Genomic DNA, 22,814 nt, shown 5'->3' with positions numbered 1-22,814 from the left:
TGTATGGCTACTTTCGAACGGGGCGGAGTGCCGCCCGAGGGTGAGTTCGAAGGTAGGTTAGCCTAACCTCACCGATTGTCCAGCGAGTGGTCCCGGGTAGTGGAATGCCCACCTCCACCTCTGCCCTAATCTTTGACTTCCCTGTGAATCGAAGGCCAGTTGGCCGCCAGGGGCGTAGTTGAGATCTAAATCAGTGGGCCGCGTCACCAATGCGCAGGGGGCTCCAAGTGGTCTCGCGAGACCCTCATATGGGGCAAAGCGGCACCCGGCTCGCGGGCGGCGAGCCGGGTGGGAGGGTGCCGGAGCCGAGCTGTCATCGCCTGGATCCGGCCATCATTCGAACGTGAGCTGTCGATCGACGGCGATCAGCCGACCAGCCCCAACTCCCGCGCGATCAGCATGCGTTGCACCTCGCTCGTGCCCTCGCCGATCTCCAGGATCTTGGAGTCGCGCCACATACGGGCGACCGGGTACTCGTTCATGAAGCCGTAGCCGCCGTGGATCTGGGTGGCGTCGCGGGCGTTGTCGACGGCGACGGTGGAGGAGTACAGCTTCGCCAGCGCCGCCTCCTTCTTGAAGGGTTCGCCGGCGACGAGGCGGTAGGCGGCGTCGCGCCAGGAGAGCCGGGCCGTGTGGGCCTTCATCTCCATGTCGGCGATCTTGAACTGGATCGCCTGGTTGGCGCCGATCGGCCGGCCGAAGGCGTGCCGCTCCTTGGCGTACTTCACCGACTCGTCCACACACCCCTGCGCGAGGCCCGTGGCCAGCGCCGAGATCGCGATCCGGCCCTCGTCGAGGATGCGCAGGAACTGGGCGTAACCCCGGCCCTGTTCGCCGAGGAGGTTCTCCGCCGGGACCCGGACGTCCGCGAAGGACAGCTCGCGGGTGTCGGAGGCGTTCCAGCCGACCTTGGAGTACGGGGCGGCCACCGTGAAGCCCGGCGTGCCGGACGGGACGATGATCGAGGAGATCAGCGGCTTGCCCTCCGGGGTGCGGCCGGTGACCGCCGTGACGGTGACCAACCCCGTGATGTCGGTTCCCGAGTTGGTGATGAAGCACTTGCTGCCGTTGATGACCCACTCGTTCGTCGACTCGTCGAGGCGGGCCGTCGTCCGGGTCGCGCCCGCGTCCGAGCCGCCGTCGGGCTCGGTGAGGCCGAACGCGCCCAGCATCTCGCCGGAGCACAGCCGCGGCAGCCACTCCTCCTTCTGCGCCGGGGTGCCGAAGAGATGGATCGGCATCGCGCCCAGCGAGACCCCGGCCTCCAGGGTGATCGCCACGGACGAGTCCACCCGGGCCAGCTCCTCCAGCGCGATGCCCAGCGCCAGATAGTCGCCGCCCATGCCGCCGTACTCCTCGGGGAACGGCAGTCCGAACAGCCCCATGCGGCCCATCTCACGCACGATCTCGTACGGGAACTCGTGCCGCTCGTAGAGGTCGCCGATCTTGGGCGCGACGACCTCGTGCGCGAACTCCTCGACCGTACGGCGGAGTTCTTCCAGCTCGGGGGAGAGGCGGTGGTTCATGGGAGGTCACTGCTCCTTGGGTCCTCGTGGCCCTCGTCGTCCTCGTGGGACAGGGCGCGTACGGTGCGGGACGGGCTGGGTCGGCCCAAGTGGCCGGCCATCCACGCGCTGGTGGCGACGAGACGGCCGAGGTCGACGCCGGTGTCGATGCCGAGTCCGCGCAGCATCCACACGAGGTCTTCGGTGGCGAGGTTTCCGGTGGCGGACTTCGCGTACGGGCAGCCGCCGAGGCCGCCCGCGGAGGCGTCCACGGTGGTGACGCCGTGCTGGAGGGCCGCGTAGGTGTTGGCGAGGGCCTGACCGTACGTGTCGTGGAAGTGCACGCCGAGCTTCTCGACGGGGACGTCCTCGGTGAGTGCGGTCAGCAGCGCCCGGACGTGCCCCGGGGTCGCCACGCCGATCGTGTCGCCGAGGCTGAGTTCGTCGCAGCCCATGTCGAGAAGGGCACGGCACACCTTGGTGACCTGCGGGATCGGGACGGGGCCCTCCCAGGGGTCGCCGAAGCACATGGAGAGGTAGCCGCGGACGTGCGCGCCCTCGGCCTTCGCCCGGTCGACGACCGGTGCGAACATCGCCAGCGCCTCGTCGACCGTGCGGTTGAGGTTGGCCTTGGCGAAGGACTCCGTGGCGCTGGCGAAGACGGCGATCCGGCGGGCGCCGAGGGCGAGGGCGCGGTCGAGGCCGCGCTCGTTGGGGACGAGGACGGGGAGGGCCACCGGCAGGTCGCTCACGAGCGGGAACAGGTCCTCCGCGTCCGCCAGTTGGGGCACCCACTTCGGGTGGACGAAGCTGGTGGCCTCGATCGTCGTCAGGCCCGCGTCGGCGAGGCGGCGGACGAACTCCGCCTTGACCTGCGTCGGCACGGTCGACTTCTCGTTCTGGAGGCCGTCACGGGCGCCGACCTCGTGGATGCGGACGCGGGTGGGGAGGCCGGGCTCGGGGACCGTCATGGGCAGGCTCACTGCGCCACCTCCTCGTGGGGTGCGATCACGGCCAGCACCTGGTCCATGGCGACGGTCGTGCCCGGGGTGACGTCCAGCTCGGCGACCGTCCCGGCGTGCGGCGCGGAGACGACGTGCTCCATCTTCATCGCCTCCACCACCAGCAGGCTCTGCCCGGCGGTCACCTCGTCCCCGACGGCCACCTTCACCACGGTGACGGTGCCCGGCATGGGGGCGGTGAGCGAGTCGGCGCCGGCGTGCGCGGACCGGCTCAGCGAGGCCGCCACGGGGTCGTGGTCGCGCACGTGCCAGGCGTCACCGTCACGGCCCAGCCAGTCGGCGGCGCGGTGGAAGGTGTGACGGACACCGTCCAGGGCCACGGACACCTGGCCGTCGGTGACCGTGTGGGTGCCCCTGAGGCGGTGCGAGACGGGTTCGAGTCCTGTTGCCCGGAGGTCGAACGCGGGCGTGAGGGGGGTGCCGCCCAGGCGCCAGCCGCTCGGCACGGAGAAGGGGTCGGTCCAGCCGTCGCCGTCGGGCTTCAGCCCGTGCAGCCGTACGGCCGCGGCCGCCTCGTAGACCTCCTCCGGCACCTCCCCGGCGACCAGCCCGTCCACCTCGCGCTCCACCAGCCCCGTGTCCAGCTCGCCCGCCACCACCGCCGGGTGGGCCAGCAGCCGGCGCAGGAACCCGGCGTTCGTCTGGACGCCGAGGGTGACCGTCTCCGCGAGGGCCGCCCGGAGCCGGCGCAGGGCGGTGGCGCGGTCGGGGCCGTACGCGATGACCTTGGAGAGCATCGGGTCGTACAGCGAGCCGACCTCCGTGCCCTCGCTGAGGCCGGAGTCGGTGCGGACGCCGTCGCCCTGGGGCTCGCGCAGCCGCAGGATCGTGCCGCCGGAGGGGAGGAAGCCGCGCGCGGGGTCCTCGGCGCAGAGGCGGGCCTCCACCGCGTGCCCCGTCAGCCGCACGTCCTCCTGCCCGAACGCCAGCCGCTCGCCCGCCGCGACCCGCAGCTGCCACTCCACCAGGTCGACACCGGTGACCAGTTCGGTCACCGGGTGCTCGACCTGGAGGCGGGTGTTCATCTCCATGAAGTAGTACGAGGACGGGTCGCCGCCGGGGACGATGAACTCGACCGTGCCCGCGCCGGAGTAGCCGCAGGAGCGGGCCGCCTGGACGGCCGCCTCGCCCATCGCCGCCCGGGTCGCCTCGTCGAGCAGGACGCTCGGCGCCTCCTCGATGATCTTCTGGTGGCGGCGCTGGAGGGAGCACTCGCGCTCGCCGAGGTGGACCACATGGCCGTGGCCGTCGGCGAGGACCTGGATCTCGATGTGCCGGGGGCGGTCGATCCACCGCTCCACGAGGAGGGTGTCGTCGCCGAAGGAGGCGCGGGCCTCGCGCCGGGCGGCGGCGATCTCGTCGGCCAGCACGGCCGCGTCCCGGACCAGCCGCATGCCCTTGCCGCCGCCGCCCGCGCTGGGCTTCAGCAGCACCGGCATGCCGATCTCCCGTGCGGCGTCGGCCAGTTGGCCGTCCGTCAGCCCGCTGCCGCTGGAGCCCGGCACCACCGGCACCCCGGCCGCCCGTACCGTCTCCTTGGCGCGGATCTTGTCGCCCATCAGGGAGATGGCGTCGGCGGGCGGGCCGATGAAGACCAGGCCCGCGTCGGCGCACGCCCGCGCGAAGCCGGCGTTCTCCGCGAGGAAGCCGTACCCGGGGTGCACGGCCCGGGCGCCGGTGCGGGCGGCGGCCTCCAGTAGCCGCTCCGCCGACAGATAGCTCTCCGCCGCCGGCGCCGGGCCGATCCGTACCGCCGTGTCGGCCTCCCGGACGTGCCGGGCGTCGGCGTCCGCGTCGGAGTACACGGCGACGGAGCGGACGCCCAGCGACCGCAGCGTACGGATGACGCGGACGGCGATCTCGCCCCGGTTGGCCACGAGAACCGTGTCGAACATGCTCATGGTCAGCTCCCCCTCACATCCGGAAGACGCCGAACTGGGGGTCCCCCAGCGGCGCGTTGGCACAGGCGGTCAGGGCCAGGCCCAGGACCTGCCGGGTGTCGAGGGGGTCGATGACCCCGTCGTCCCAGAGCCGGGCGGTGGCGTAGTACGCGTTGCCCTGGCGCTCGTACTGGGCGCGGATCGGATCCTTGAAGGACTCCTCGTCCGCCGCCGGCCACTCCTCGCCGCGTGCCTCCAGCTGGTCCCGCTTCACGGTCGCGAGGACGGACGCGGCCTGCTCGCCGCCCATGACCGAGATCTTGGCGTTCGGCCACATCCACAGGAAGCGCGGCGAGTACGCCCGGCCGCACATCGAGTAGTTGCCCGCGCCGTACGAGCCGCCGACGACGACCGTCAGCTTGGGGACGCGGGTGCAGGCCACGGCCGTCACCATCTTGGCGCCGTGCTTGGCGATGCCCCCGGCCTCGTAGTCCCGGCCGACCATGAAGCCGGAGATGTTCTGGAGGAAGACCAGCGGGATGCCGCGCTGGTCGCACAGCTCGATGAAGTGGGCGCCCTTCTGCGCGGACTCGGAGAACAGGATGCCGTTGTTGGCGACGATCCCGACCGGGTGCCCGTGGATCCGGGCGAAGCCGGTGACGAGGGTCTGCCCGAACTCCGCCTTGAACTCGGCGAACCGCGAGCCGTCGACCACGCGCGCGATGACCTCCCGCACGTCGTACGGGGTGCGGGAGTCGACCGGCACCGCGCCGTACAGCGTGTACGGGTCGACCTTGGGCTCGACGGCCGGCTCGACCGACCAGGGCAGCGGGCCCCGGGCGGGCAGGGTGGAGACGATGGTCCGCACGATGCGCAGGGCGTGGGCGTCGCTCTCGGCGAGGTGGTCGGTGACGCCCGAGATCCGGGAGTGCACCTCGCCGCCGCCCAGTTCCTCGGCGGTGACGACCTCACCGGTGGCGGCCTTCACCAGCGGCGGGCCGCCCAGGAAGATGGTGCCCTGCCCCCGGACGATCACGGCCTCGTCGCTCATGGCGGGGACGTACGCGCCGCCCGCCGTGCACGAGCCGAGCACGGCGGCGATCTGCGGGATGCCGGCCCCCGACATCCGCGCCTGGTTGTAGAAGATCCGGCCGAAGTGCTCACGGTCGGGGAAGACCTCGTCCTGCATCGGCAGGAAGGCGCCGCCGGAGTCGACGAGGTAGAGACAGGGCAGCCGGTTCTCCAGGGCCACCTCCTGGGCGCGCAGGTGCTTCTTCACCGTCATCGGGTAGTAGGTGCCGCCCTTGACGGTGGCGTCGTTGGCGACGACGACGCACTCGCGCCCGCCGACCCGGCCGATCCCGGCGATCACCCCCGCCGCCGGGGCCTGCCCCTCGTACATCCCGTCGGCCGCCAGCGGGGCCAGCTCCAGGAAGGGGGAGCCGGGGTCGAGGAGGGTGTCGACCCGGTCGCGCGGCAGCAGCTTGCCGCGCGCGGTGTGCCGGGCGCGCGCCTTCTCGCCGCCGCCGAGCCGGGCGGCGGCGAGCTTGCCGCGCAGCTCGTCCACCAGCGCGCGGTGGGCCTCCTCGTTGGCCCGCCAGGCTTCCGACGCGGGGTCGGCCGCGCTGTGAAGCTCCGGTGCCTCGTGCATCCTGCGAACCCCTCACCTTGTTAATGAGCGTTAACGCATTTCCTCCAGGTTAACGACCGCTAACCTCCCTGTCTAGAATTGCTCTCATGACCACCAGAACCGACGCCCCCACCCGTCGCGAGCAGATCCTCAAGGAGGCCGCGCGGCTCTTCGCCGAGCGCGGCTTCCACGGCGTCGGTGTCGACGAGATAGGCGCCGCCGTGGGGATCAGCGGCCCCGGTCTCTACCGGCACTTCGCCGGCAAGGACGCGATGCTCGCCGAGCTGCTGGTCGGCATCAGCGGGCAGCTCCTGACGGGCGCCAAGCGGCGGCTGGCGGAGGCCGACGGGGGTCCGGCCGAGGCGGTCCTCGACTCGCTCATCGAGGGGCACATCGACTTCGCCCTGGACGACCGCCCCCTGATCACCCTGCACGACCGTGAGCTGGACCGCCTCCGCGACAGCGACCGCAAGCTGGTGCGCCAGCTCCAGCGTCAGTACGTCGAGCTGTGGGTGCAGGTGCTGCGCGAGGTCCACCCGGGCCTCACGGAGCCCGCCGCCCGCTCCGCCGTCCACTCGGTCTTCGGCCTGCTGAACTCCACCCCGCACCTGGGCCGCCCCGGCCCCCTCCCGGGCCGGACGGCCACGGCAGCCCTCCTGCACAGGATGGCGCGGGGGGCCTTCGGGGCGGCCGCCTCCGCCGACTGACCGCCTTCTGCCCGGGTGGAGCGGCTGTCCGCGGGGGCGGGGAGCGGAGGCGGTGCCGTCCGCCGCGTCTCGGCCGATCGGGCGGGGACGGGCTCCGGGCCGGCGCCGTCGAGGGGTGGGCGGGGCCGGCCGTTGCTGATCGAGGAGCTCGGCGGACCCGCGGCCACCGGCCGGCCCCGGCGCCCGGGAACCGGCCGGTCCGGCCGAGGTCGGGGCCGCTGCTGCGCAGGAGTGACGAGCGTTACGGGGGGAGGGGTCTGGACGGGCTTCGCTACCCGCCGGTACGGTTGCCTGAGCGAGCGCTTAGCCGTGCCGGTGGTTCCGCACCATCAGGTCGATGGAACCGCAACCATCCCTTGAGGGACCCCGACGGCGAGCAACCAGGTACGCGAGAGCGGCGCCGGTCCAGGCGCAAGAAGGGTGGCGGCGGTGCGCCGTACGGTGTTCAACGAGGATCACGAGGCGTTCCGGGAGACCCTCCGTGCCTTCATCGAGGCCGAGGTCGTGCCGGTCTACGACGAGTGGCTCGCCGCGGGCCAGGCGCCGCGCGAGTTCTACTACAAGCTCGCCGAGCTGGGTGTCTTCGGCATCCGCGTCGACGAGGAGTACGGCGGCGCCGGCATCGACTCCTACAAGTTCGAGGCCGTCCTGTACGAGGAGACCGCCCGCGCGGGCATCACCTTCGGCGGCTCCGGCGTGCACGTGCTGCTCGGCCTGCCCTACGTCAAGCTGCTCGCCACCGACGAGCAGAAGAAGCGCTTCCTGCCGAAGTTCTGCTCCGGCGAGGAGATGTGGGCCATCGCGATGACCGAGCCGGGCACCGGCTCCGACCTCGCCGGCATGCGCACCACCGCCAAGCTCTCCGAGGACGGCACGCACTACGTCCTCAACGGCGCCAAGACCTTCATCACCGGCGGCGTCCACGCCGACCGCATGATCGTCTGCGCCCGCACCGCCCCCTCGACCAAGGAGGACCGCCGCCACGGCATCTCCCTCTTCGTCGTGGACACCAAGGCCGAGGGCTACTCGGTCGGCCGCAAGCTCGACAAGCTCGGCCTGAAGACCTCCGACACCGCCGAGCTGGCGTTCGTCGACGTCAAGGTGCCCGTCGAGGACCTCCTCGGCGAGGAGAACAAGGGCTTCTACTACCTCGGCCACAACCTCGCCTCCGAGCGCTGGGGCATCGCCTACGGCGCCTACGCGCAGGCCAAGGCCGCCATCCGGTTCGCCAAGCAGTACGTGCAGGAGCGCGTCGTCTTCGGCCAGCCCGTCGCCGCCTTCCAGAACACCAAGTTCGAACTGGCCGCCTGCCAGGCCGAGGTCGACGCCGCCGAGGCCGTCGTGGACCGCGCCACCGAGGCCCTGGACGCGGGCGAGCTGACCGCCGCCGAGGCCGCCTCCGCCAAGCTGTTCACCACCGAGGTCGCCCACCGCGTCATCGACCGCTGCCTCCAGCTGCACGGCGGCTACGGCTTCATGAACGAGTACCCGATCGCCCGCCTGTACGCGGACAACCGCGTCAACCGCATCTACGGCGGCACCAGCGAGATCATGAAGACGATCATCGCCAAGGACATGGGGCTGTAGGGCACGGGCCCGTAAGACACCGGAAACCCCTGCACAGTACAACTGACCCCATGAGTCAGCCCGCACTTCAGTCTCTCCTCGATCTGCTCGACCTGGAGCAGATCGAGGAGAACATCTTCCGCGGCCAGTCCCGGCCCGCCATCGTCCCCCGGGTCTTCGGCGGGCAGGTCGCGGCCCAGGCGCTCGTCGCCGCCGGGCGCACGGTCCCCGCAGACCGCCTCCCGCACTCCCTCCACGCGTACTTCCTGCGCATCGGCGACGCCGGCGCGCCCATCGTCTACACCGTGGAGCGCATGAATGACGGCCGCTCCTTCACCGCGCGCCGCGTCGTCGCCGTCCAGCACGGCCAGCCGATCTTCGCCCTCTCCGCGTCCTTCCAGCGCTACGAGGACGGCCTCGACCACCAGGCCCCGATGCCCGCCGCGCCCGACCCGGAGACCCTCCCCACCGCCGAGGAACGCCTCCCGGCGTACGGCCTCGACCCGGCCGTGGTGGAGAAGATGCTGGAGTCCCGGGCCGCTGTCGACCTGCGCTACGTCGAGGATCCGCCCTACGGCCGCTACGGCGAGCCCCGCGAACCCCACTCCCAGGTCTGGTTCCGCGCCGACGGCAAGCTCGACGGTGCCGCCGACGACCCGCTGCTGCACGTCGTCCTCGCCACGTACGTCTCCGACATGACGCTCCTCGACTCCGTGCTGCTCGCGCACGGCCGCGGCGGCTGGGCCGTCGGGGACGTCGTCGGGGCCTCCCTCGACCACGCCATGTGGTTCCACCGGCCCTTCCGTGCCGACGAATGGCTCCTGTACGACCAGGAGTCACCGTCGGCGGCGGCCGGCCGGGGCCTCGGCCAGGGCCGGATCTACACCCGGGACGGCCGCCTCGCGATCTCCGTGATCCAGGAGGGTGTCGTCCGCGTCCCGAGGGAGCGGCCGAAAGAGTCGGCGGAGTCGGCGGAGCCCGGGGTCACTCCCCGCTGAGCCCCGCCTGGTCCAGCAGGTACGCCGACATCGGGTCGTAGTGGCGCGGGCTGACCACGTGGTCGTCCAGGGGCACCACGACCTGGAGGGTGCCCTCGGACTCGCCGAGGAAGAGGGCCGGGTCGTTGGAGTCGGCGTACCCGACGGAGTCGATGCCGAGCTGGCCGGCGCAGCCCGCCCAGCCGTGGTCGGCGACGACCAGGTCGGGCAGCGGGCGGCCGGCGCCCTCCAGGCCCCGCAGGATGGCGCGCATCGGCTCGGGGGAGTGGGTGTGCCACAGGGTGGCGCCGTGTTCGAGGACGGCGACGTCCGCGAACTGCATGACGTACCCCTCCTCCGTCTGCAGGCCGTCGGGGATGACGACGATCTCGCAGCCGGCCGCGCGCAGCGCCCGCGCGGTCTCGTGGTGCACCTGGAGCAGGCCGCCGGGGTGGCCGGTGGCGAACAGGACGCGCTGGCCGCCCTCCGCCGCCTTGCGCAGCCGGGCCGCCATGCGCTCCAGCGCGTCGACCGTCAGGTCCGGGTCGATGGTGTCCTGGCCGTAGCGGTGACCCGGGTCGTCGTTCACCCCGACGCGCTCCGCCATCACGGCCAGCACGTCCTGCTCGTCGCTCCAGCGGTCCCCGAGTTCCAGGCCGAGCCAGTAGTGGCGGTTGCCGTTGGCCAGTTCGCGGTAGTGGGAGAGGTTGTTCTCGCGCGGCGTGGCGACGTCGCCCGCGATACGCGTCCGTACAAGGTGTTCGACGAGCTCGGCGCGGCTGGGGGTCCCGGGTATCGGCATGCGTCCATTGTGAGGCAGACAACTGCCCGAGTCGCGAGCGTCCCGCCCGCTGCGACCTGCGTCACTCCGCCCGCCGCGCGGAGACGACCGCGTCGATCGCGGCGATCCGCCCCGCGAGGTCACCGGCGGGCACCTCGACGAGTTCGTGGCCGAACGCGCGGTAGGTGTCCTCGTGGATCCGCTCGAACTCCAGCGACTGCCGGAAACTGATGCGGCGTGCGGCGGTGGGCTCGCAGAAACCCAGGTTGCGGACGAAGAACACCTGCCGCTGGTACACGGCCTGGCCGGTGACCCGTTCGACCTCGGCGGTCAGCGCCGGGGACGGCGGGCGCCCCTGGTAGGTGGCGAGCGCCAGCGTGCACAGCGGCGAACGGTCGTACACCTGGACGCCGTCGGCGACCGGGGCGGCCAACTGCCGCCGCTTCTGCAGCTCCACGATCTCGTCGACGAACCAGTCCCGGGCCCACGGCTCGTCCTCGCCGCGCGCCTGCGCACGGGCGATGACATCGGTGGCCGCCTCCTCGATCACCGTGTGACCGAGCGCGGCGAGGCCCCGCAGGATGGTCGTCTTGCCGGCCCCGGGGGTGCCGGTGAGCACGTATCTGCGCATGCCGCCCAGGCTAGGTCCCGCGGGAGGGGGCCGGGAGTGCGCACCCCAAGGGGTTCGCCGGTCAGGTCCGCCGTAGTGCGAACCACAGCTCCATGCGGACGTCCGGGTCGTCGAGGTCGGTGTCCAGCAACGTGGCGCAGCGGGCGACGCGTTGGCGGACCGTGTTGCGGTGGACGGACAGGGCGACGGCCGTGCGGTCCCAACTGCCGTGCAGGGAGAGCCAGGTGCGCAGGGTCTCGGTGAGTGCGGCGGCACCGGGCGCGGCGGTGACCGGGGCCAGCAGGGCCTCGGCGTGGGCGGTCGCGTCCTCCGTCGGCACGAGGTGCGCCAGCGTCGTACGGGCTCCGTGCCGGACCAGCGTCGTCCGGGTGGCGCGGGCGCGGGCCAGCGCGCGGGCGGCCTGGACGTCGGCCGCCGGCCACGCGTGCGGCTCGGCGGGGGCGCTCACCCCGCAGGTCCAGCCAGGCTGCTCGCGGATCTCACGGTCGGCGGGGACGAGGACGCGGACGACATCGCCGTGGACGTCGGCCAGCGCGGAGCCCAGGGCCGCGCCGAGGGCCGCCGCGGCGAGGGCCTCCGGCCGAGGGGTGCCGTCGGCGGGGCGGGCGTGGACGACGTGCCAGTGGGTGCCCGGGCCCAGGAGGGGCGCGACCTCCTGCGGCTCGGCGCCGAGCAGGAGCCGTACCAGCGCCGAGGCGCGGGCCGCGCCGGTGCCGCTCTGGCGTTCACCGGTGAGGAGGGAGAGCAGGACGACGGCGACCGAGGCGATGGTGTGGTCGCCGGGGGTGCGGTGGGGGGTGGCCACGCCGAGGGTGAAGCCGTTGCCTTGGGAGGTGAGGGTGTAGGCGGTGAGGCGGGTGCCGTCGACTGCGTCGGTGGCGGAGGTGGGGGGTGGGGTGCGCGGGGAGGGGTTGGGGGGTTGGGGCGCGTGGGCGGGTGCGGGTGCGTTGTGGCTGGTCGCGCCGTTCCCCGCGCCCCTGAGGGGGCTGGGGCGGACCACGGTCACCAGTGCCGCCAGGCCATGCTGGACCGGTTCGCCGTACTCATGTCCGTACGACGCCAGTTCCGTGCCGTCCGGGCCGTACAGGACCGCTCGGCCCGAGACGCGCCGGGCCAGTTGCCGCAGGACCGCGCGGACCGGGTCCGGACGGGACGCGGCCGCCGCCAGGCTCTGCTGGGCCTCCGTCACCCGGCGGAGTTCCGCGTGCCTGGCCCGGGCCGTCAGCTGCCAGACCGCGCGGGCGACGCCGGAGAAGGTGGTGCCGGGCGGGACCTCGATCAGGGGCAGGCCGCGGGTGTCGCAGGCGGCGACCAGGGCCTCCGGGACGCTGTCGTGGACGGGGGCGACGCCGAAGCCGAGGGCCGCGCCGCCCGCCGCGACGACGCGCGCGACGTACGCGTCGAAGGTGTCCTGGCCAGCCGCTTCCGGGATGTGGACGCCGGCCGTCAGCAGCAGCTCGCCGCCGAGCAGGTACGGGTACGGGTCCGGCATCTCCGAGGCGTGCGCCGAGTGGATCTCCGTCCCCGCGTCCACCGGGCCGGCGATCTGCCGCAGACCCAGGTCGCCATGGGCCAGCAGCGCCGACAGGGGCACGGGCGGGGTGGGCGGGACGGAGGGGGCGGGGGGTGCGGTGGCGGCGGGGGGTGCGGCCGGATCCGACGCCATATGCACTTCCTCCATTTCATCACGCTCGAATGGATGAAACGTACACTTCGCAGTCGTGCGGCGGCGACCTAGGGTCGATGCCCGTCACTGTCACCGTCACCGTCTCCGGTCGGTCTCAGGCCACCCGGCACCCCGCAGGAAAGAAGGCACAGCATCATGAGCGGCAACGAGACGCCCCGCGGCCCCGTCGACCTGCCCCGCGGCCCCGTCGACTCCTCCCGGATCCCGCGCTACGCCGGGCCCGCGACCTACGCCCGGCTGCCGCGCCTGGACGAGGTGGGCCGGGCGGACGTCGCGGTCGTGGGGGTGCCGTTCGACTCGGGCGTCTCCTACCGGCCGGGCGCCCGCTTCGGCGGCAACGCGATCCGCGAGGCGTCCCGGCTGCTCCGTCCCTACAACCCGGCCCAGGACGCCTCCCCGTTCGCCCTCGCCCAGGTCGCGGACGCCGGTGACATCGCCGCCAACCCGTTCGACATCAACGAGGCGGTGGAGACGGTGGAGGCGGCGGCGGACGAGCTGCTCGGCACCGGGGCCCGGCTGATGACCCTCGGCGGCGACCACACCATCGCGCTGCCGCTGCTGCGGTCGGTCGCCAAGAAGCACGGCCCGGTCGCGCTGCTCCACTTCGACGCGCACCTCGACACCTGGGACACGTACTTCGGCGCCGAGTACACGCACGGCACCCCGTTCCGGCGGGCGGTCGAGGAGGGGATCCTGGACACGTCCGCCCTCTCCCACGTGGGCACGCGCGGGCCGCTGTACGGCAAGCAGGACCTCACCGACGACGAGAAGATGGGCTTCGGGATCGTCACGTCGGCGGACGTGATGCGGCGCGGCGTCGACGAGATCGCCGACCAGCTGCGCCAGCGGATCGGGGGCCGCCCCCTGTACATCTCCATCGACATCGACTGCCTCGACCCGGCCCACGCGCCCGGCACCGGGACGCCCGAGGCCGGCGGCATGACCTCCCGCGAGTTGCTGGAGATCCTGCGCGGCCTCGCCTCCTGCAACCTGGTCTCCGCCGACGTCGTCGAGGTGGCGCCCGCGTACGATCACGCCGAGATCACCGCGGTGGCCGCCTCGCACACGGCGTACGAACTCACCACGATCATGTCCCGCCAGATCGCCGAGGCGCGTAAGGAGAACGAGGGCCAGTGACCCACGACCACGACCTGGTACTCCGCCCGACGGCCGCCCAGACGGAGGCCGCGCTGAACCCTCCCCCCGGCCGCATCGGCGGGGACCTGGTCGTGGAGACGCTGGCCGGGCTCGGCGCGACGACGGTCTTCGGACTGCCCGGCCAGCACGCGCTCGGCGTGTTCGACGCGCTGCGGCGGTCGGATCTGCGCTACATCGGGCTGCGGGTGGAGAACAACGCCGGGTTCGCGGCGGACGCGTACGGGCGGATCACGGGGGAGGCGGCGCCGCTGCTGCTGTCGACCGGGCCCGGCGCGCTGACGTCGCTGGCCGCGCTCCAGGAGGCCGCCTCCGCCTCCGCCCCCGTCCTCGCCATCAGCAGCCAGATCCCGACGGCGGGCCTGGGCGGCGGCCGGCACGGCTACCTCCATGAACTCCCGGACCAGGCCGCCTCGTTCCGGGGCGTCGTGAAGTCGGTCCACACCGTCCGTACGCAGTCCCAGATCCCGTCCGCGATCGAGGCGGCCTGGAAGTCGGCGCTGACCGCCCCGCACGGCCCGGTGTGGGTGGAGATCCCGCAGGACGTGCTGCTTGCCGAGACGTCGATCCCGGTGGTGACGGGCGGCGACGCCTTCCCCGAGGAGTTGCCGCCGCGCCCCGAACTGACCGCCGTGGCCGCCCACTTGCTGTCGTCCGCCTCCCGCCCGGCGATCATCGCGGGTGGCGGGGTCGTCCGGGCGGACGCCTCCGGCAAGCTGCGGACGCTGGCGGAGCGGCTGTCGGCGCCGGTCGTGACGACGTACGGGGGGAAGGGCGCCTTCCCGTGGACGCATCCGCTGTCGCTCCAGTCCTGGGTGGAGGACCGGCACACGACGGACTTCCTGGAGGACGCGGACGTGTTGTTGGTGGTCGGTTCGGGACTGGGCGAACTGTCCTCGAACTACCACACGTTCAGGCCCCGGGGCCGGGTGATCCAGATCGAGGCGGACCTCGGGAAGCTGGAGTCCAACCACCCCGCGCTGGGCATCCACGCGGACGCGCGCCTCGCGCTCCAGGCCCTGCTGGAGACGATCGAGGGCGCACGGGAGGACGCGTCCGCCCCCGACCGGGTCCGTGCGGTGCTCGACCGTGTCCGCGCGCGCATCGACGCCCAGGAACTCACCCTGGAACAGGACCTGTTGGCGTCCGTCCGGCGGGCCCTGCCGTCCCGCGCCCCCTCCTTCTGGGACATGACGATCCTGTCCTACTGGGCCTGGTCGGCGTTCGACCCCAAGGGCCCCAACACCATGCACTCCGCGCAGGGTTCCGGCGGCCTCGGCTACGCGTTCCCGGCGGCCCTCGGCGCGGCGGCGGCCGACCCGACCCAGCCGGTGCTGGCCGTCTCCGGCGACGGCGGCGCGCTCTACTCGATCGCCGAACTGGCCACGGCCCGGCAGTACGACCTGAACGTCACCTGGCTGATCGTCGACGACGGCGGGTACGGCATCCTGCGCGAGTACATGACGGACACGTTCGGCGAGACGACCGGCACGGAGTTGAAGCGGCCGGACTTCGTGGCGCTGGCGGAGTCGTTCGGCGTCCCGGCCACCCGCACCACCCCCGAAACCCTCACGACCGACCTCACCAAGTCCCTTGCCACACCGGGCCCTTCGGTGGTCGTCCTGCCGGCGGTGCTGCGGATGTTCGCGCCGACACACCTCTGACGCGGGGCGCACGAGAAGGGCCGCGGCCGTCGGGCTCGTGATCGGAGGAAGCCAGTGGAGGCGTGGGCCGTTCGGCTGGACTCGTCTGTGCGCTTCACGGCGTACGTCCTACGGGGGGACGCGGAGGTCTCCGCGAGAACCTGGGTCTGCCTCAGGGCGGCCGATTCGCTTCCACCTGCCTCTTGGCTCGGCAGTTGGAGTCGCGCCGACGGGGCTGATGTCGATCAGGTGCGCCAACTGCTGCACGTCATCAGGACGTCGATCGGAGAACCGGTCGTGGTCGGCCCGTACGGCCCGATCGTCAAGAACCCGGTCTTCTTCGCCCCTTGGGATTCATGGGGTGGGGGCACGCCACGGCCCCTTCTGGGGTTTCGGCCATGGGAAGCCGGGCCCCGGATCCAAGAGACCGATGCCGGTTCCCTCGATTTTCCGAGCGGTGGCGTGACGATCGAGGTCTGACGGTTTCGGGAAGGCGGTCAGGGGCGGAGGCGGGCCGTCAACCCCTCGAAGTAGCCGCGGTGTACGGCGGGCAGATCCACCTGTTCGGGGTCCAGGAGCCAGAGGAGGTGGGCTCCTTCCAGGAAGGCGGCCACTTCCGTGGCCAGCGTCGCCGGGTCCACGTCCGGGCGGGCCGAGCCGTCCGAGGTCGCGCGGGTGAAGAGGGCCGTCAGGTGGGCGCGGAGGGCGCGGCCCCGGTCGCGGAACCAGGTGTGCAGGGCGGTGCCGGGCGTCAGGTTCTCCGCCGTCAAGGTCGTGTGCAGGGCGGTCAGTTCGCGCTCGCCGGCGGCCGTGTGCTCCGCGTCCCGTACGAACCAGTCGAAGGCCTCGGCGAGGGTCGGCTCCGCGGCCGGGGTGGCCGACAGGCGGGCCAGGGCGCGGCGGTCGGCCTCCTCCAGGACCGCCTGGACCAGGCCGTCCTTGCTGCCGAAGTGGTGGATGAGCGCGGACGGGGTGACGCCGGCCTGTTCGGCGATCGCGGCGACGCCCGTGCCCCGTACGCCCTGCCGGGAGAAGAGCGTGATCGCCGCGTCCACCATCGCGCGACGGCGTTCCACGCCCCGTTGCTGCACCTGCCCCTTGACTCCGGCCATGTGATCAGGGTGCCGGGCGCGAGGGCGGGGCGTCCACCGCGAAAAGAGCGTGCGCGATCCGCCGCCGGTCATTATCTTGAACGACCATGCAGGAAAATAGAGAGACGCACGACGTCCTGGTCGGCCGTGAGCGGATCGTTCCCGTGGACGGCATCGAGCTGTGGGCCGAGGAGTTCGGCGGGCCGGAGCATCCGGTCGTGCTGCTGGTCATGGGCGCGCAGGCGCAGGGGGTGCAGTGGAACGACGGGATCGTTCGGCGGCTGGTCGGGGGCGGGCGGCGGGTGATCCGGTACGACCACCGTGACACCGGGCGGTCCTCCGTCGTCGACTTCGCCGTGCGGCCGTACACCGTCGCCGACCTGGCCTCGGACGCGCTCGCCGTGCTCGACGCGTTCGGCGTGCGGAAGGCGCATCTCGTGGGGGCCTCGCTGGGCGGGATCATCGCCCAGCGGATCGCCGTCACCGATCCGGAACGGGTGCTGACCCTGACGAGCCTGTCGTCCCAGCCGCTCGGTACGGACATGGCGGCGGTGGTGACCCGGGCCATGGCGGGGAAGCCCCCGGCGCCCGGTCAACTGCCGCCGCCCGAAGCCGAGTTGCTCGCCGTGCTCGCCGCCTCCCTCCCCGATCCGGAGGCGGGCCTCGAAGCGCACCTCGCCCTGCGGCTGCCGCTGTGGCGGGTGCTGCACGGCCAGGTGCTGCCGTTCGACGAGGAGGAGTACCGGGCCATGGAGCGCCGGGTGTTCGAGCGGGCGCGTGATCTGGCGGCCGGCTTCCACCACACCCTCGCCGGGGCGGCCGGCGGGGACGACACGGCGGCCCTGGCCTCCGTCACCGCGCCGACGCTCGTCCTGCACGGCACGGAGGACCCGATGTTCCCGCCGGCTCACGCGGAGGCGACCGCCGCCGCCGTTCCGGGGGCCGAACTGGTCATGATCGAGGGGCTGGGACACACCCTGCCGTCCGCGCTGGACGCCCGCCTGGCGGAGGAGATCCTTCGGCACACGGCCTGACCGGCCGCTCAACGACATTGATGTGGTGCGGCGCGCGTCCCGGTACCGCCGGGTGCGCGCGCCGCGACCGGTGTCAGCGCAGAGCCGCGCCGAACATCGCGTCCGTGGCCGGTCCCGCCACGTCCCCGGGGCCGAAGGCCAGGGCCGAGGTGGTGGTCGGGCCGGTGGCGGTGCCGGGCAGGACCCAGACGGCGCCGTTGTCGCTGTTCTCGGCGGGCGCGCCCACGGCGAGGTCGGCGTGACCGTTGCCGTTGAGGTCCAGCAGCGCCGTGGTGGTGCCGAACTTGTCCTCCGCCTCGGCGACACCGGGGACCCCGGCGGTGTTCTGGTGGAAGACCTTGGTGCCGGCGCCCGTGACACCGGAGGCGGTGCCGGGGACGAGGGCGACCGAGCCGGTGTTCACGATGCCGTCGACGTCCTCGTACGCGATGCCGAGGGCGATGTCGGCGTAACCGTCGCCGGTGACGTCGGCGACCGAGACCGCCGAGCCGACGAGGTCGCCCTCCTCCTGCGCGCCGGGGAAGCCGGGCAGGCTCTGGTCGAAGGTCTGGACGTTCTCCTCGGACGTGCCGGTGGGCGAGCCGTAGGCCACGCGGACCTGGTCGGACCAGCCCTCGGCGCCCACGACCACGTCGTCGTAGCCGTCACCGTTCACGTCGCCGATGCCCGTGCCCGCCGGGTCGCGGCTCACGTCGTCCCCGGGCACCCAGCCCCGGGTGAAGCCCGAGGCGCCGCCCAGGAGGAGGCGGTTGCCGTAGGTGCCGTCGCCCGTGTAGTGCCACTGGACGAGGTCGTCCCGGCCGTCGCCGTTGACGTCGCCGACCTGGCCGGAGACCACCGGGCCGGTGATGGAGGACGGACCGTTCTCGCAGCCGCCGCCGGTCGCGCAGGACGCGTCGTCCTCGTACCAGCCCCACCACAGCGACTTGTCGAGGAGGGGGAGGACGGCGGCGGGCTTGCCCGCGCGGGAGACCGGGCCCTTCCACAGGGCCGCCGGCGCGCCCTCGGGGTCGTCGCCGCCGACGGACTGCGCGGAGAACAGCGCGAGGTCGGTCTTGCCGTCGCCGTCGAAGTCGCCCGCCTGCGGGGCCGCCCCGTAGGCGGCGATGCTCGTGCCGCCTGTCAGCCCGGACGCCGAGCCCCAGACGATCACCGAACCCGCCGTACCGCCCGCGATCACCAGGTCGCCGTAGCCGTCGCGGTCCAGGTCGCCCTTGGTGAACGTCGAGCCGAAGCGCTGGTTCGCGGTGGCGGAGCCGGGGACCCCGGTCGTCGAGCGGCTGATCAGCTTCTTGTTCGTGGGCGAGACGCCGCTCTTCGAGCCGTACAGGACGGTCACGTAGCCCGCCTTGGCCTTCGCCGAGATCGTGGCGTTCGGGGCGCCCACGACCAGGTCGGCGTACCCGTCGCCGTTGAAGTCGTCCGCCACGCCCACCTTCGCGGGGGCCGCCGAGGCCGGGCCGAGCGACAGGGCCGTCAGGCCCCCGGTCAGCAGCGCCACCGCCGCCACGGAGGCGCTCAGCCGTGTCGCGCGGATGCTGTGTCGTGCTCGTGACATGCACGTGCCTTTCGGGTCGGTGTGGTCCGGCGTGGCGGAGGAGCCGCGTCCGTGTAGTCCGACTCGACGGGGCCTTCATCGGTTGTACGTGCGAATGTCATGGGTCGGTAACTGAGTGACCCTGTCAGGGCGGGCGGCTGCGGCGGGACACAGGGTGAACCCCCGGCCCGTACGTGGGGGTTGTACGGGGCCGGGGGTTCGCCGTGCTCGGCGGGCGGCTACCAGATCGCCTCGACCCACTCCGGGTGGTCGATGAACGGGTTGCGGTTGTGCTGGTAGGTGTCGTAGATGACCTGGTTGCGGCGCTCCTCGAAGGCGCTCGGCGGGTCCGCCTCGTTCCAGGCCTTCAGGACGGAGAGCTTGCCCATGTAGGGGTTGGAGCCGTTGCCGACCTTCTCGTTGGGCTCCAGGTTGGGCCAGCCGTCGTCGCCCTCGTAGCGGACGGCCATGTAGAGGATGATGCGGGCCACGTCGCCCCGGTCCGCGGCGCGCGGCGCGAAGGAGTCGGAGTCGACGGTGCTGCCGCCGCCGTTGGTGACGGTGCTGCCGCCGTTGTCGAAGTCGAGGTTCCCACGGGTGCTGTTGATCACCACGTCGCAGGCGCGCAGGTGGTGCAGGTCGGTGCCCGGCCCGATGGCCTCGCCGAAGTCGCCGTGCGACTTGGCCCAGGTGTGCTCGCGGTTCCAGTCGCCGACGTCACCGCCGTTGAGGGACTTGCTGCGGGAGACACCGCTGTACAGCAGGAGCACGTTGCTGCTGTTGTTCGGGTCCTGGTCGGTGACCTTCAGCGCGTCCCAGACCGCGGAGTACGAGATCTTCGAGACGTTGGCGCTGATGATCGTGTGGAGGGAGGACTTCAGGGCCGTACCGGTCTTGCCGACCGCGTTCTTGTAGTACGTCGCGTCGTAGGCGGTGGTCGTCGCCGAGGCGGGGGTGGCGGTGGCCGCCGGGAGGACGATACCGACGAGCACGGCCGACGTCGCGAGAGCGACCGACTTCCAACTGCGTATCCGCGCAGCAGGCATGAGGGGTGTCCCTTCCCAGAGGGCCGCGCAGGACGAGGAATTGCTTCGGGGAGTCTCGTTCTACGCGGGTTGACTGTGTGGGTAAACGAGAGATTGGCATGGACGGGTCAGTCCAGGTGTTACGGCTGGGAGGCGATCTGATGACGATTCGGCCAACGGCGCAACCTTTGCGCTTCAACTCCCCTTCGCCTGCCGCGATTCAAGGGGAGACCCTCATTGACGTGGGGATTCGGGCGTGCTGGGGCGGTGGGCGGTCTTGCGTAGTTGTCGGGTGCAGAGCAACCTCGACGGGTGATGAGCCGTCTTCCTTACAGCGATCGCGCCCGGCGCGACCCGCACCGGCGGCTCATCCGTCTGTCTGCCCGTCCGTTTGTCCGTCCCGCTGTTCGCCCGTCCGCCCCGCCCGTCCGCCAGTCCGTCCGCGCCCGCTGGGCCGCCCGTCCGTACCCACACCGGAAAGCCATGTTGCTCACCAAGAAGAGATCCGGCCGATCGAAGAAGACGGCGGCCGGATAATTGATATCCATACTCTCGCGGGCGCTCCCGCGAATACGAAGCGCGTTCGCGTCCGCCACGTGGCGCCGACCGAGGGTGATTCTGTGGGCCGGGATGAGTGTCGCGGCCGTCGGATTCATTCTCGCGCTGGAGATCGTCGCGCGGGGATACGGGCTGCCGGGGCCGATCACCAACCAGGCGAGCGAGGTGATATTCGCCCCCAAATCGGGGCCTTTGCTCTATGCCAGCATGGCCTTGACGATGGTGGTGCTCACCTGGCGGGAACGGGCCGTCGCGGCAGCCGTCGCCGTCGGGATCGACCTCGTCTTCTTTCTCGTCCGATGGCTCGTCGACGCCAGAATGATGTTCGGCAACGGCGCGCTGTGGGTCATCCTGGGCTGCGCGGTCATCGCCGTCACCCGGCGCACCGGCCGTGAACGGGCGCTCCTGCTGAAGGGCGTCGGGCTCGGCCTGCTGCTGGTGGCCGGCCGCAAGACGGGCGACGCCTGGCTGCTGATCACGTCCAAGACCCGGCCCACGGTGCTCGACCCGTACCTCGCGACCGCCGACCACGCCCTGGGCAACCCCTCGTGGCTGGTGGGCCGGATGGTCAGGGCCACCGGGCCCGTCGGCACGCATCTGCTCGACTGGGTCTACATCCAGCTCGCGGTGGCGGCGGTCGTCGTGACGCTCTACCAGCTGCGGCACGTGGCGGCCGAACGCCGCTTCCCGCGCCACCACCTGGTGCGCACCTTCCTGGTGATCGGCCTCCTCGGGCCGAGCATCTACATGATCTTCCCCGTCGTCGGTCCGGTCTTCGCCTACGGCACGGGCGCGTTCGGCACGGGCGGTGAGCACTGGGCGCTCGCCAATATCTGGCCCGACACCCCACCGTCGCTCACCACTCCGCACCCGATGGTGTACGACGAGATCACCCCCCGCAATTGCATGCCGAGCCTCCACACGGCGTGGGCGACGGCGATATTCATCCATTCCCGTCGCGGCCCGCGCGCTCTGCGGTTCGCGGGAACGTTCTGGCTGATCGCCACACTCACCGCGACACTGGGATTCGGGTATCACTACGGCGTGGATCTCATCGCCGGTGTCGTCTTCACGGTCACGATCGAGGCGGCGTTGCGGACGTTCGACCGGGGCTGGGACCGGGCGGGAATCGCGCTGGTCCTCCATGGCACGACGGTCTTCGCCGGGCTGCTGCTGGCCTATCGCTTTCTTCCGATGGAAATGGCCCGACACCCCTGGGTGTACGGGCCGCTTCTCCTGCTGGTGATGGGCTCGGTCGTATACGGCTACGTCCGCGTCGACCGACGCTGGACGCCGGGGGCCGCGTCGCCGCCGCAGCCGGAGCGGCGGGCGGAACGCCACCCCGAGCTGGTGTGAGGCGGGTGCGGGAGCGGTTCGGTCCTTGAGCCGCTCCCGCAGTGCGGCGGCTCAGCCCTTGAGCCGCTCCCGCAGCTCGTCAGCATCGTTCAGGAACCACGTCTGCCGGTTGCGGTTGCACTCCCGGACGAAGTCGCGCAGGGACGAACTGGTCGCCGTGTGCCGGGAGATGTCGCCGACGACGGCGAGGCCGACGCGGTACTGCACGAACTTCTGGATGATGTCGCCCGCGACGCGTGTGCTCAGCTCGAAGAACCGCTCGTCGAACCGCTCGACGGGAACGGCGACCCACGCGGCGCCCTGATACCCGGCGTCCCCGATGAGGTCCAGGGCGTCGCGCTCACCTCCGATCACCCCACCGTCGGCGTCACACACCAGCACGGGCACGTCATGGATCGTCTGCAGGGTGGTGGTCATGGGGCGAGGCTACAGGCCGCCGGTCACCTGAACAGGGCGTCGTGGGTGAGGGCGTACTTGCCGAACTGGGAGTGGAAGCCGGAGGCGAAATCGGCCTGTGACTTCGTGTCCAGATAGTCGGGGAACCTGCCGTTCGGCGGGACGAAATCCGCTATCGCGCGGAACACCTCGTCGGCGGCCTGCCCGTGCTTGGGACCCCGGGTGCGCGCGGCGAGCAGGTGCTCGCCCGCCTTCTTGAGGTGCTCACGCAACTGCGGACCGGGATGCCGCTTGGCCCGGTCCAGGAAGCTGTCGTTCGCCAGCTGCCGGTCGCGTTTTCCGATGGCCCGCAGGGTGTGCAGCGTCGCGTAGAGCTGACCGCACAGATGCGCGGGGGAGGGCTGTGTGGTGGTCAATCCCGGACTCCTTCTCCGTCGGCCCGGAGGGCTTCTGCGTCCTCACTACCCCCTCCCGGGACGAAGGGAACTGGCGAAGGGAACCGGCAGAAGGGACCGACAGAAGGGACCGACAGAAGGGAACTCCCGTACAACTATCGATCGTCCCTACGAGTCGACTGTGGTGAATCCGTCAGAGGCGGGTTCCAGTCGTTCGAGGGATGGGACAGGTTTGATG

At 71.9% G+C, this 22,814-nt stretch carries 19 protein-coding genes; 7 read left to right on the top strand and 12 right to left on the bottom strand.

Annotation, left to right across the window (positions count from 1 at the left end):
* Nucleotides 1-365 precede the first annotated feature (365 nt).
* From HW837_RS38505 to HW837_RS38490, 4 genes are read right to left on the bottom strand one after another with little or no spacing between them, the layout of a single operon-like run.
* Nucleotides 366-1,526 carry an acyl-CoA dehydrogenase family protein gene (locus HW837_RS38505; protein ID WP_045557701.1) on the bottom strand — a complete coding sequence of 387 codons (1,161 nt, stop codon included), beginning with the start codon at nucleotides 1,524-1,526 and terminating at the stop codon, nucleotides 366-368.
* Entirely contained in the window at nucleotides 1,523-2,488 is a 966-nt protein-coding gene (locus HW837_RS38500; protein ID WP_045557700.1) for a hydroxymethylglutaryl-CoA lyase, read from the bottom strand. The genes HW837_RS38505 and HW837_RS38500 overlap by 4 nt, the downstream gene beginning before the upstream one ends.
* A complete protein-coding gene (locus tag HW837_RS38495) occupies nucleotides 2,485-4,422 on the bottom strand; it encodes an acetyl/propionyl/methylcrotonyl-CoA carboxylase subunit alpha (RefSeq protein ID WP_093791026.1) in 1,938 nt (645 codons plus the stop codon). The genes HW837_RS38500 and HW837_RS38495 overlap by 4 nt, the downstream gene beginning before the upstream one ends.
* Nucleotides 4,423-4,441: 19 nt before the next feature.
* Nucleotides 4,442-6,058 carry a carboxyl transferase domain-containing protein gene (locus HW837_RS38490; protein WP_045557699.1) on the bottom strand — a complete coding sequence of 539 codons (1,617 nt, stop codon included), beginning with the start codon at nucleotides 6,056-6,058 and terminating at the stop codon, nucleotides 4,442-4,444.
* An 86-nt stretch (nucleotides 6,059-6,144) separates the two neighbouring features.
* Here HW837_RS38490 and HW837_RS38485 point away from each other — a divergent pair, with 86 nt between their 5' ends.
* The 3 genes from HW837_RS38485 to HW837_RS38475 all read left to right on the top strand — a co-directional run bounded on the left by HW837_RS38485 (nucleotide 6,145) and on the right by HW837_RS38475 (nucleotide 9,308).
* Nucleotides 6,145-6,744 (top strand): SACE_7040 family transcriptional regulator, encoded by a 600-nt coding sequence (locus HW837_RS38485; protein WP_193381052.1) that lies wholly within the window; start codon nucleotides 6,145-6,147, stop codon nucleotides 6,742-6,744.
* 429 nt (nucleotides 6,745-7,173) lie between these two features.
* A complete protein-coding gene (locus tag HW837_RS38480) occupies nucleotides 7,174-8,331 on the top strand; it encodes an acyl-CoA dehydrogenase family protein (protein ID WP_045557796.1) in 1,158 nt (385 codons plus the stop codon).
* A 50-nt stretch (nucleotides 8,332-8,381) separates the two neighbouring features.
* Entirely contained in the window at nucleotides 8,382-9,308 is a 927-nt protein-coding gene (locus HW837_RS38475; protein ID WP_045557697.1) for an acyl-CoA thioesterase, read from the top strand.
* Here the strand turns inward: HW837_RS38475 and HW837_RS38470 are convergent.
* From HW837_RS38470 to HW837_RS38460, 3 genes are all read right to left on the bottom strand, one after another.
* On the bottom strand, nucleotides 9,295-10,089 hold the full coding sequence (locus HW837_RS38470) for a phosphatase (protein WP_045557696.1): 795 nt from the start codon (nucleotides 10,087-10,089) through the stop codon (nucleotides 9,295-9,297). The genes HW837_RS38475 and HW837_RS38470 overlap by 14 nt on opposite strands.
* Nucleotides 10,090-10,150: 61 nt before the next feature.
* Nucleotides 10,151-10,699 (bottom strand): ATP/GTP-binding protein, encoded by a 549-nt coding sequence (locus HW837_RS38465; RefSeq protein ID WP_045557695.1) that lies wholly within the window; start codon nucleotides 10,697-10,699, stop codon nucleotides 10,151-10,153.
* A 61-nt stretch (nucleotides 10,700-10,760) separates the two neighbouring features.
* A complete protein-coding gene (locus tag HW837_RS38460) occupies nucleotides 10,761-12,365 on the bottom strand; it encodes a PucR family transcriptional regulator (RefSeq protein ID WP_045557694.1) in 1,605 nt (534 codons plus the stop codon).
* A 156-nt stretch (nucleotides 12,366-12,521) separates the two neighbouring features.
* On the opposite strand from HW837_RS38460, the gene speB reads away from it, so the two are divergent.
* Both speB and HW837_RS38450 read left to right on the top strand, forming a co-directional pair.
* On the top strand, nucleotides 12,522-13,523 hold the full coding sequence (gene speB / locus HW837_RS38455) for an agmatinase (RefSeq protein WP_045557693.1): 1,002 nt from the start codon (nucleotides 12,522-12,524) through the stop codon (nucleotides 13,521-13,523).
* The gene (locus HW837_RS38450; RefSeq protein ID WP_045557692.1) at nucleotides 13,520-15,205 is read left to right on the top strand and encodes a thiamine pyrophosphate-binding protein; all 1,686 of its coding nucleotides are present in this window, start codon (nucleotides 13,520-13,522) and stop codon (nucleotides 15,203-15,205) included. Before speB ends, HW837_RS38450 begins: the two co-directional genes overlap by 4 nt.
* A gap of 476 nt (nucleotides 15,206-15,681) precedes the next feature.
* Here HW837_RS38450 and HW837_RS38445 read toward each other — a convergent pair whose 3' ends face one another.
* Nucleotides 15,682-16,296, bottom strand: coding sequence for a TetR/AcrR family transcriptional regulator (locus HW837_RS38445; protein WP_193381053.1), 615 nt, complete (start codon nucleotides 16,294-16,296; stop codon nucleotides 15,682-15,684).
* A gap of 86 nt (nucleotides 16,297-16,382) precedes the next feature.
* Between HW837_RS38445 and HW837_RS38440 the strand changes: the two genes are divergently transcribed.
* Entirely contained in the window at nucleotides 16,383-17,309 is a 927-nt protein-coding gene (locus HW837_RS38440; RefSeq protein ID WP_193381054.1) for an alpha/beta fold hydrolase, read from the top strand.
* Nucleotides 17,310-17,382: 73 nt separating this feature from the next.
* Here HW837_RS38440 and HW837_RS38435 read toward each other — a convergent pair whose 3' ends face one another.
* On the bottom strand, nucleotides 17,383-18,867 hold the full coding sequence (locus HW837_RS38435; protein WP_193381055.1) for an FG-GAP-like repeat-containing protein: 1,485 nt from the start codon (nucleotides 18,865-18,867) through the stop codon (nucleotides 17,383-17,385).
* A gap of 218 nt (nucleotides 18,868-19,085) precedes the next feature.
* A complete protein-coding gene (locus HW837_RS38430) occupies nucleotides 19,086-19,892 on the bottom strand; it encodes an endonuclease I family protein (RefSeq protein ID WP_045557688.1) in 807 nt (268 codons plus the stop codon).
* Nucleotides 19,893-20,501: 609 nt separating this feature from the next.
* Here HW837_RS38430 and HW837_RS38425 point away from each other — a divergent pair.
* Nucleotides 20,502-21,785 (top strand): phosphatase PAP2 family protein, encoded by a 1,284-nt coding sequence (locus HW837_RS38425; RefSeq protein ID WP_078853430.1) that lies wholly within the window; start codon nucleotides 20,502-20,504, stop codon nucleotides 21,783-21,785.
* Between the two features lie 51 nt (nucleotides 21,786-21,836).
* On the opposite strand, the gene HW837_RS38420 is transcribed toward HW837_RS38425, so the two are convergent.
* Nucleotides 21,837-22,202 carry a DUF4180 domain-containing protein gene (locus HW837_RS38420; protein ID WP_045557687.1) on the bottom strand — a complete coding sequence of 122 codons (366 nt, stop codon included), beginning with the start codon at nucleotides 22,200-22,202 and terminating at the stop codon, nucleotides 21,837-21,839.
* A 23-nt stretch (nucleotides 22,203-22,225) separates the two neighbouring features.
* A complete protein-coding gene (locus HW837_RS38415; RefSeq protein WP_045557686.1) occupies nucleotides 22,226-22,597 on the bottom strand; it encodes a type I-C CRISPR-associated protein Cas8c/Csd1 in 372 nt (123 codons plus the stop codon).
* Nucleotides 22,598-22,814 lie beyond the last annotated feature (217 nt).

Origin of the sequence: Streptomyces caniscabiei (assembly GCF_014930365.1) — a bacterium.
GTDB lineage: Bacteria > Actinomycetota > Actinomycetes > Streptomycetales > Streptomycetaceae > Streptomyces > Streptomyces caniscabiei.
The sequence above is the reverse complement of the archived record's forward strand: the minus strand, read 5'-3'. Positions and strand labels throughout refer to the sequence as shown.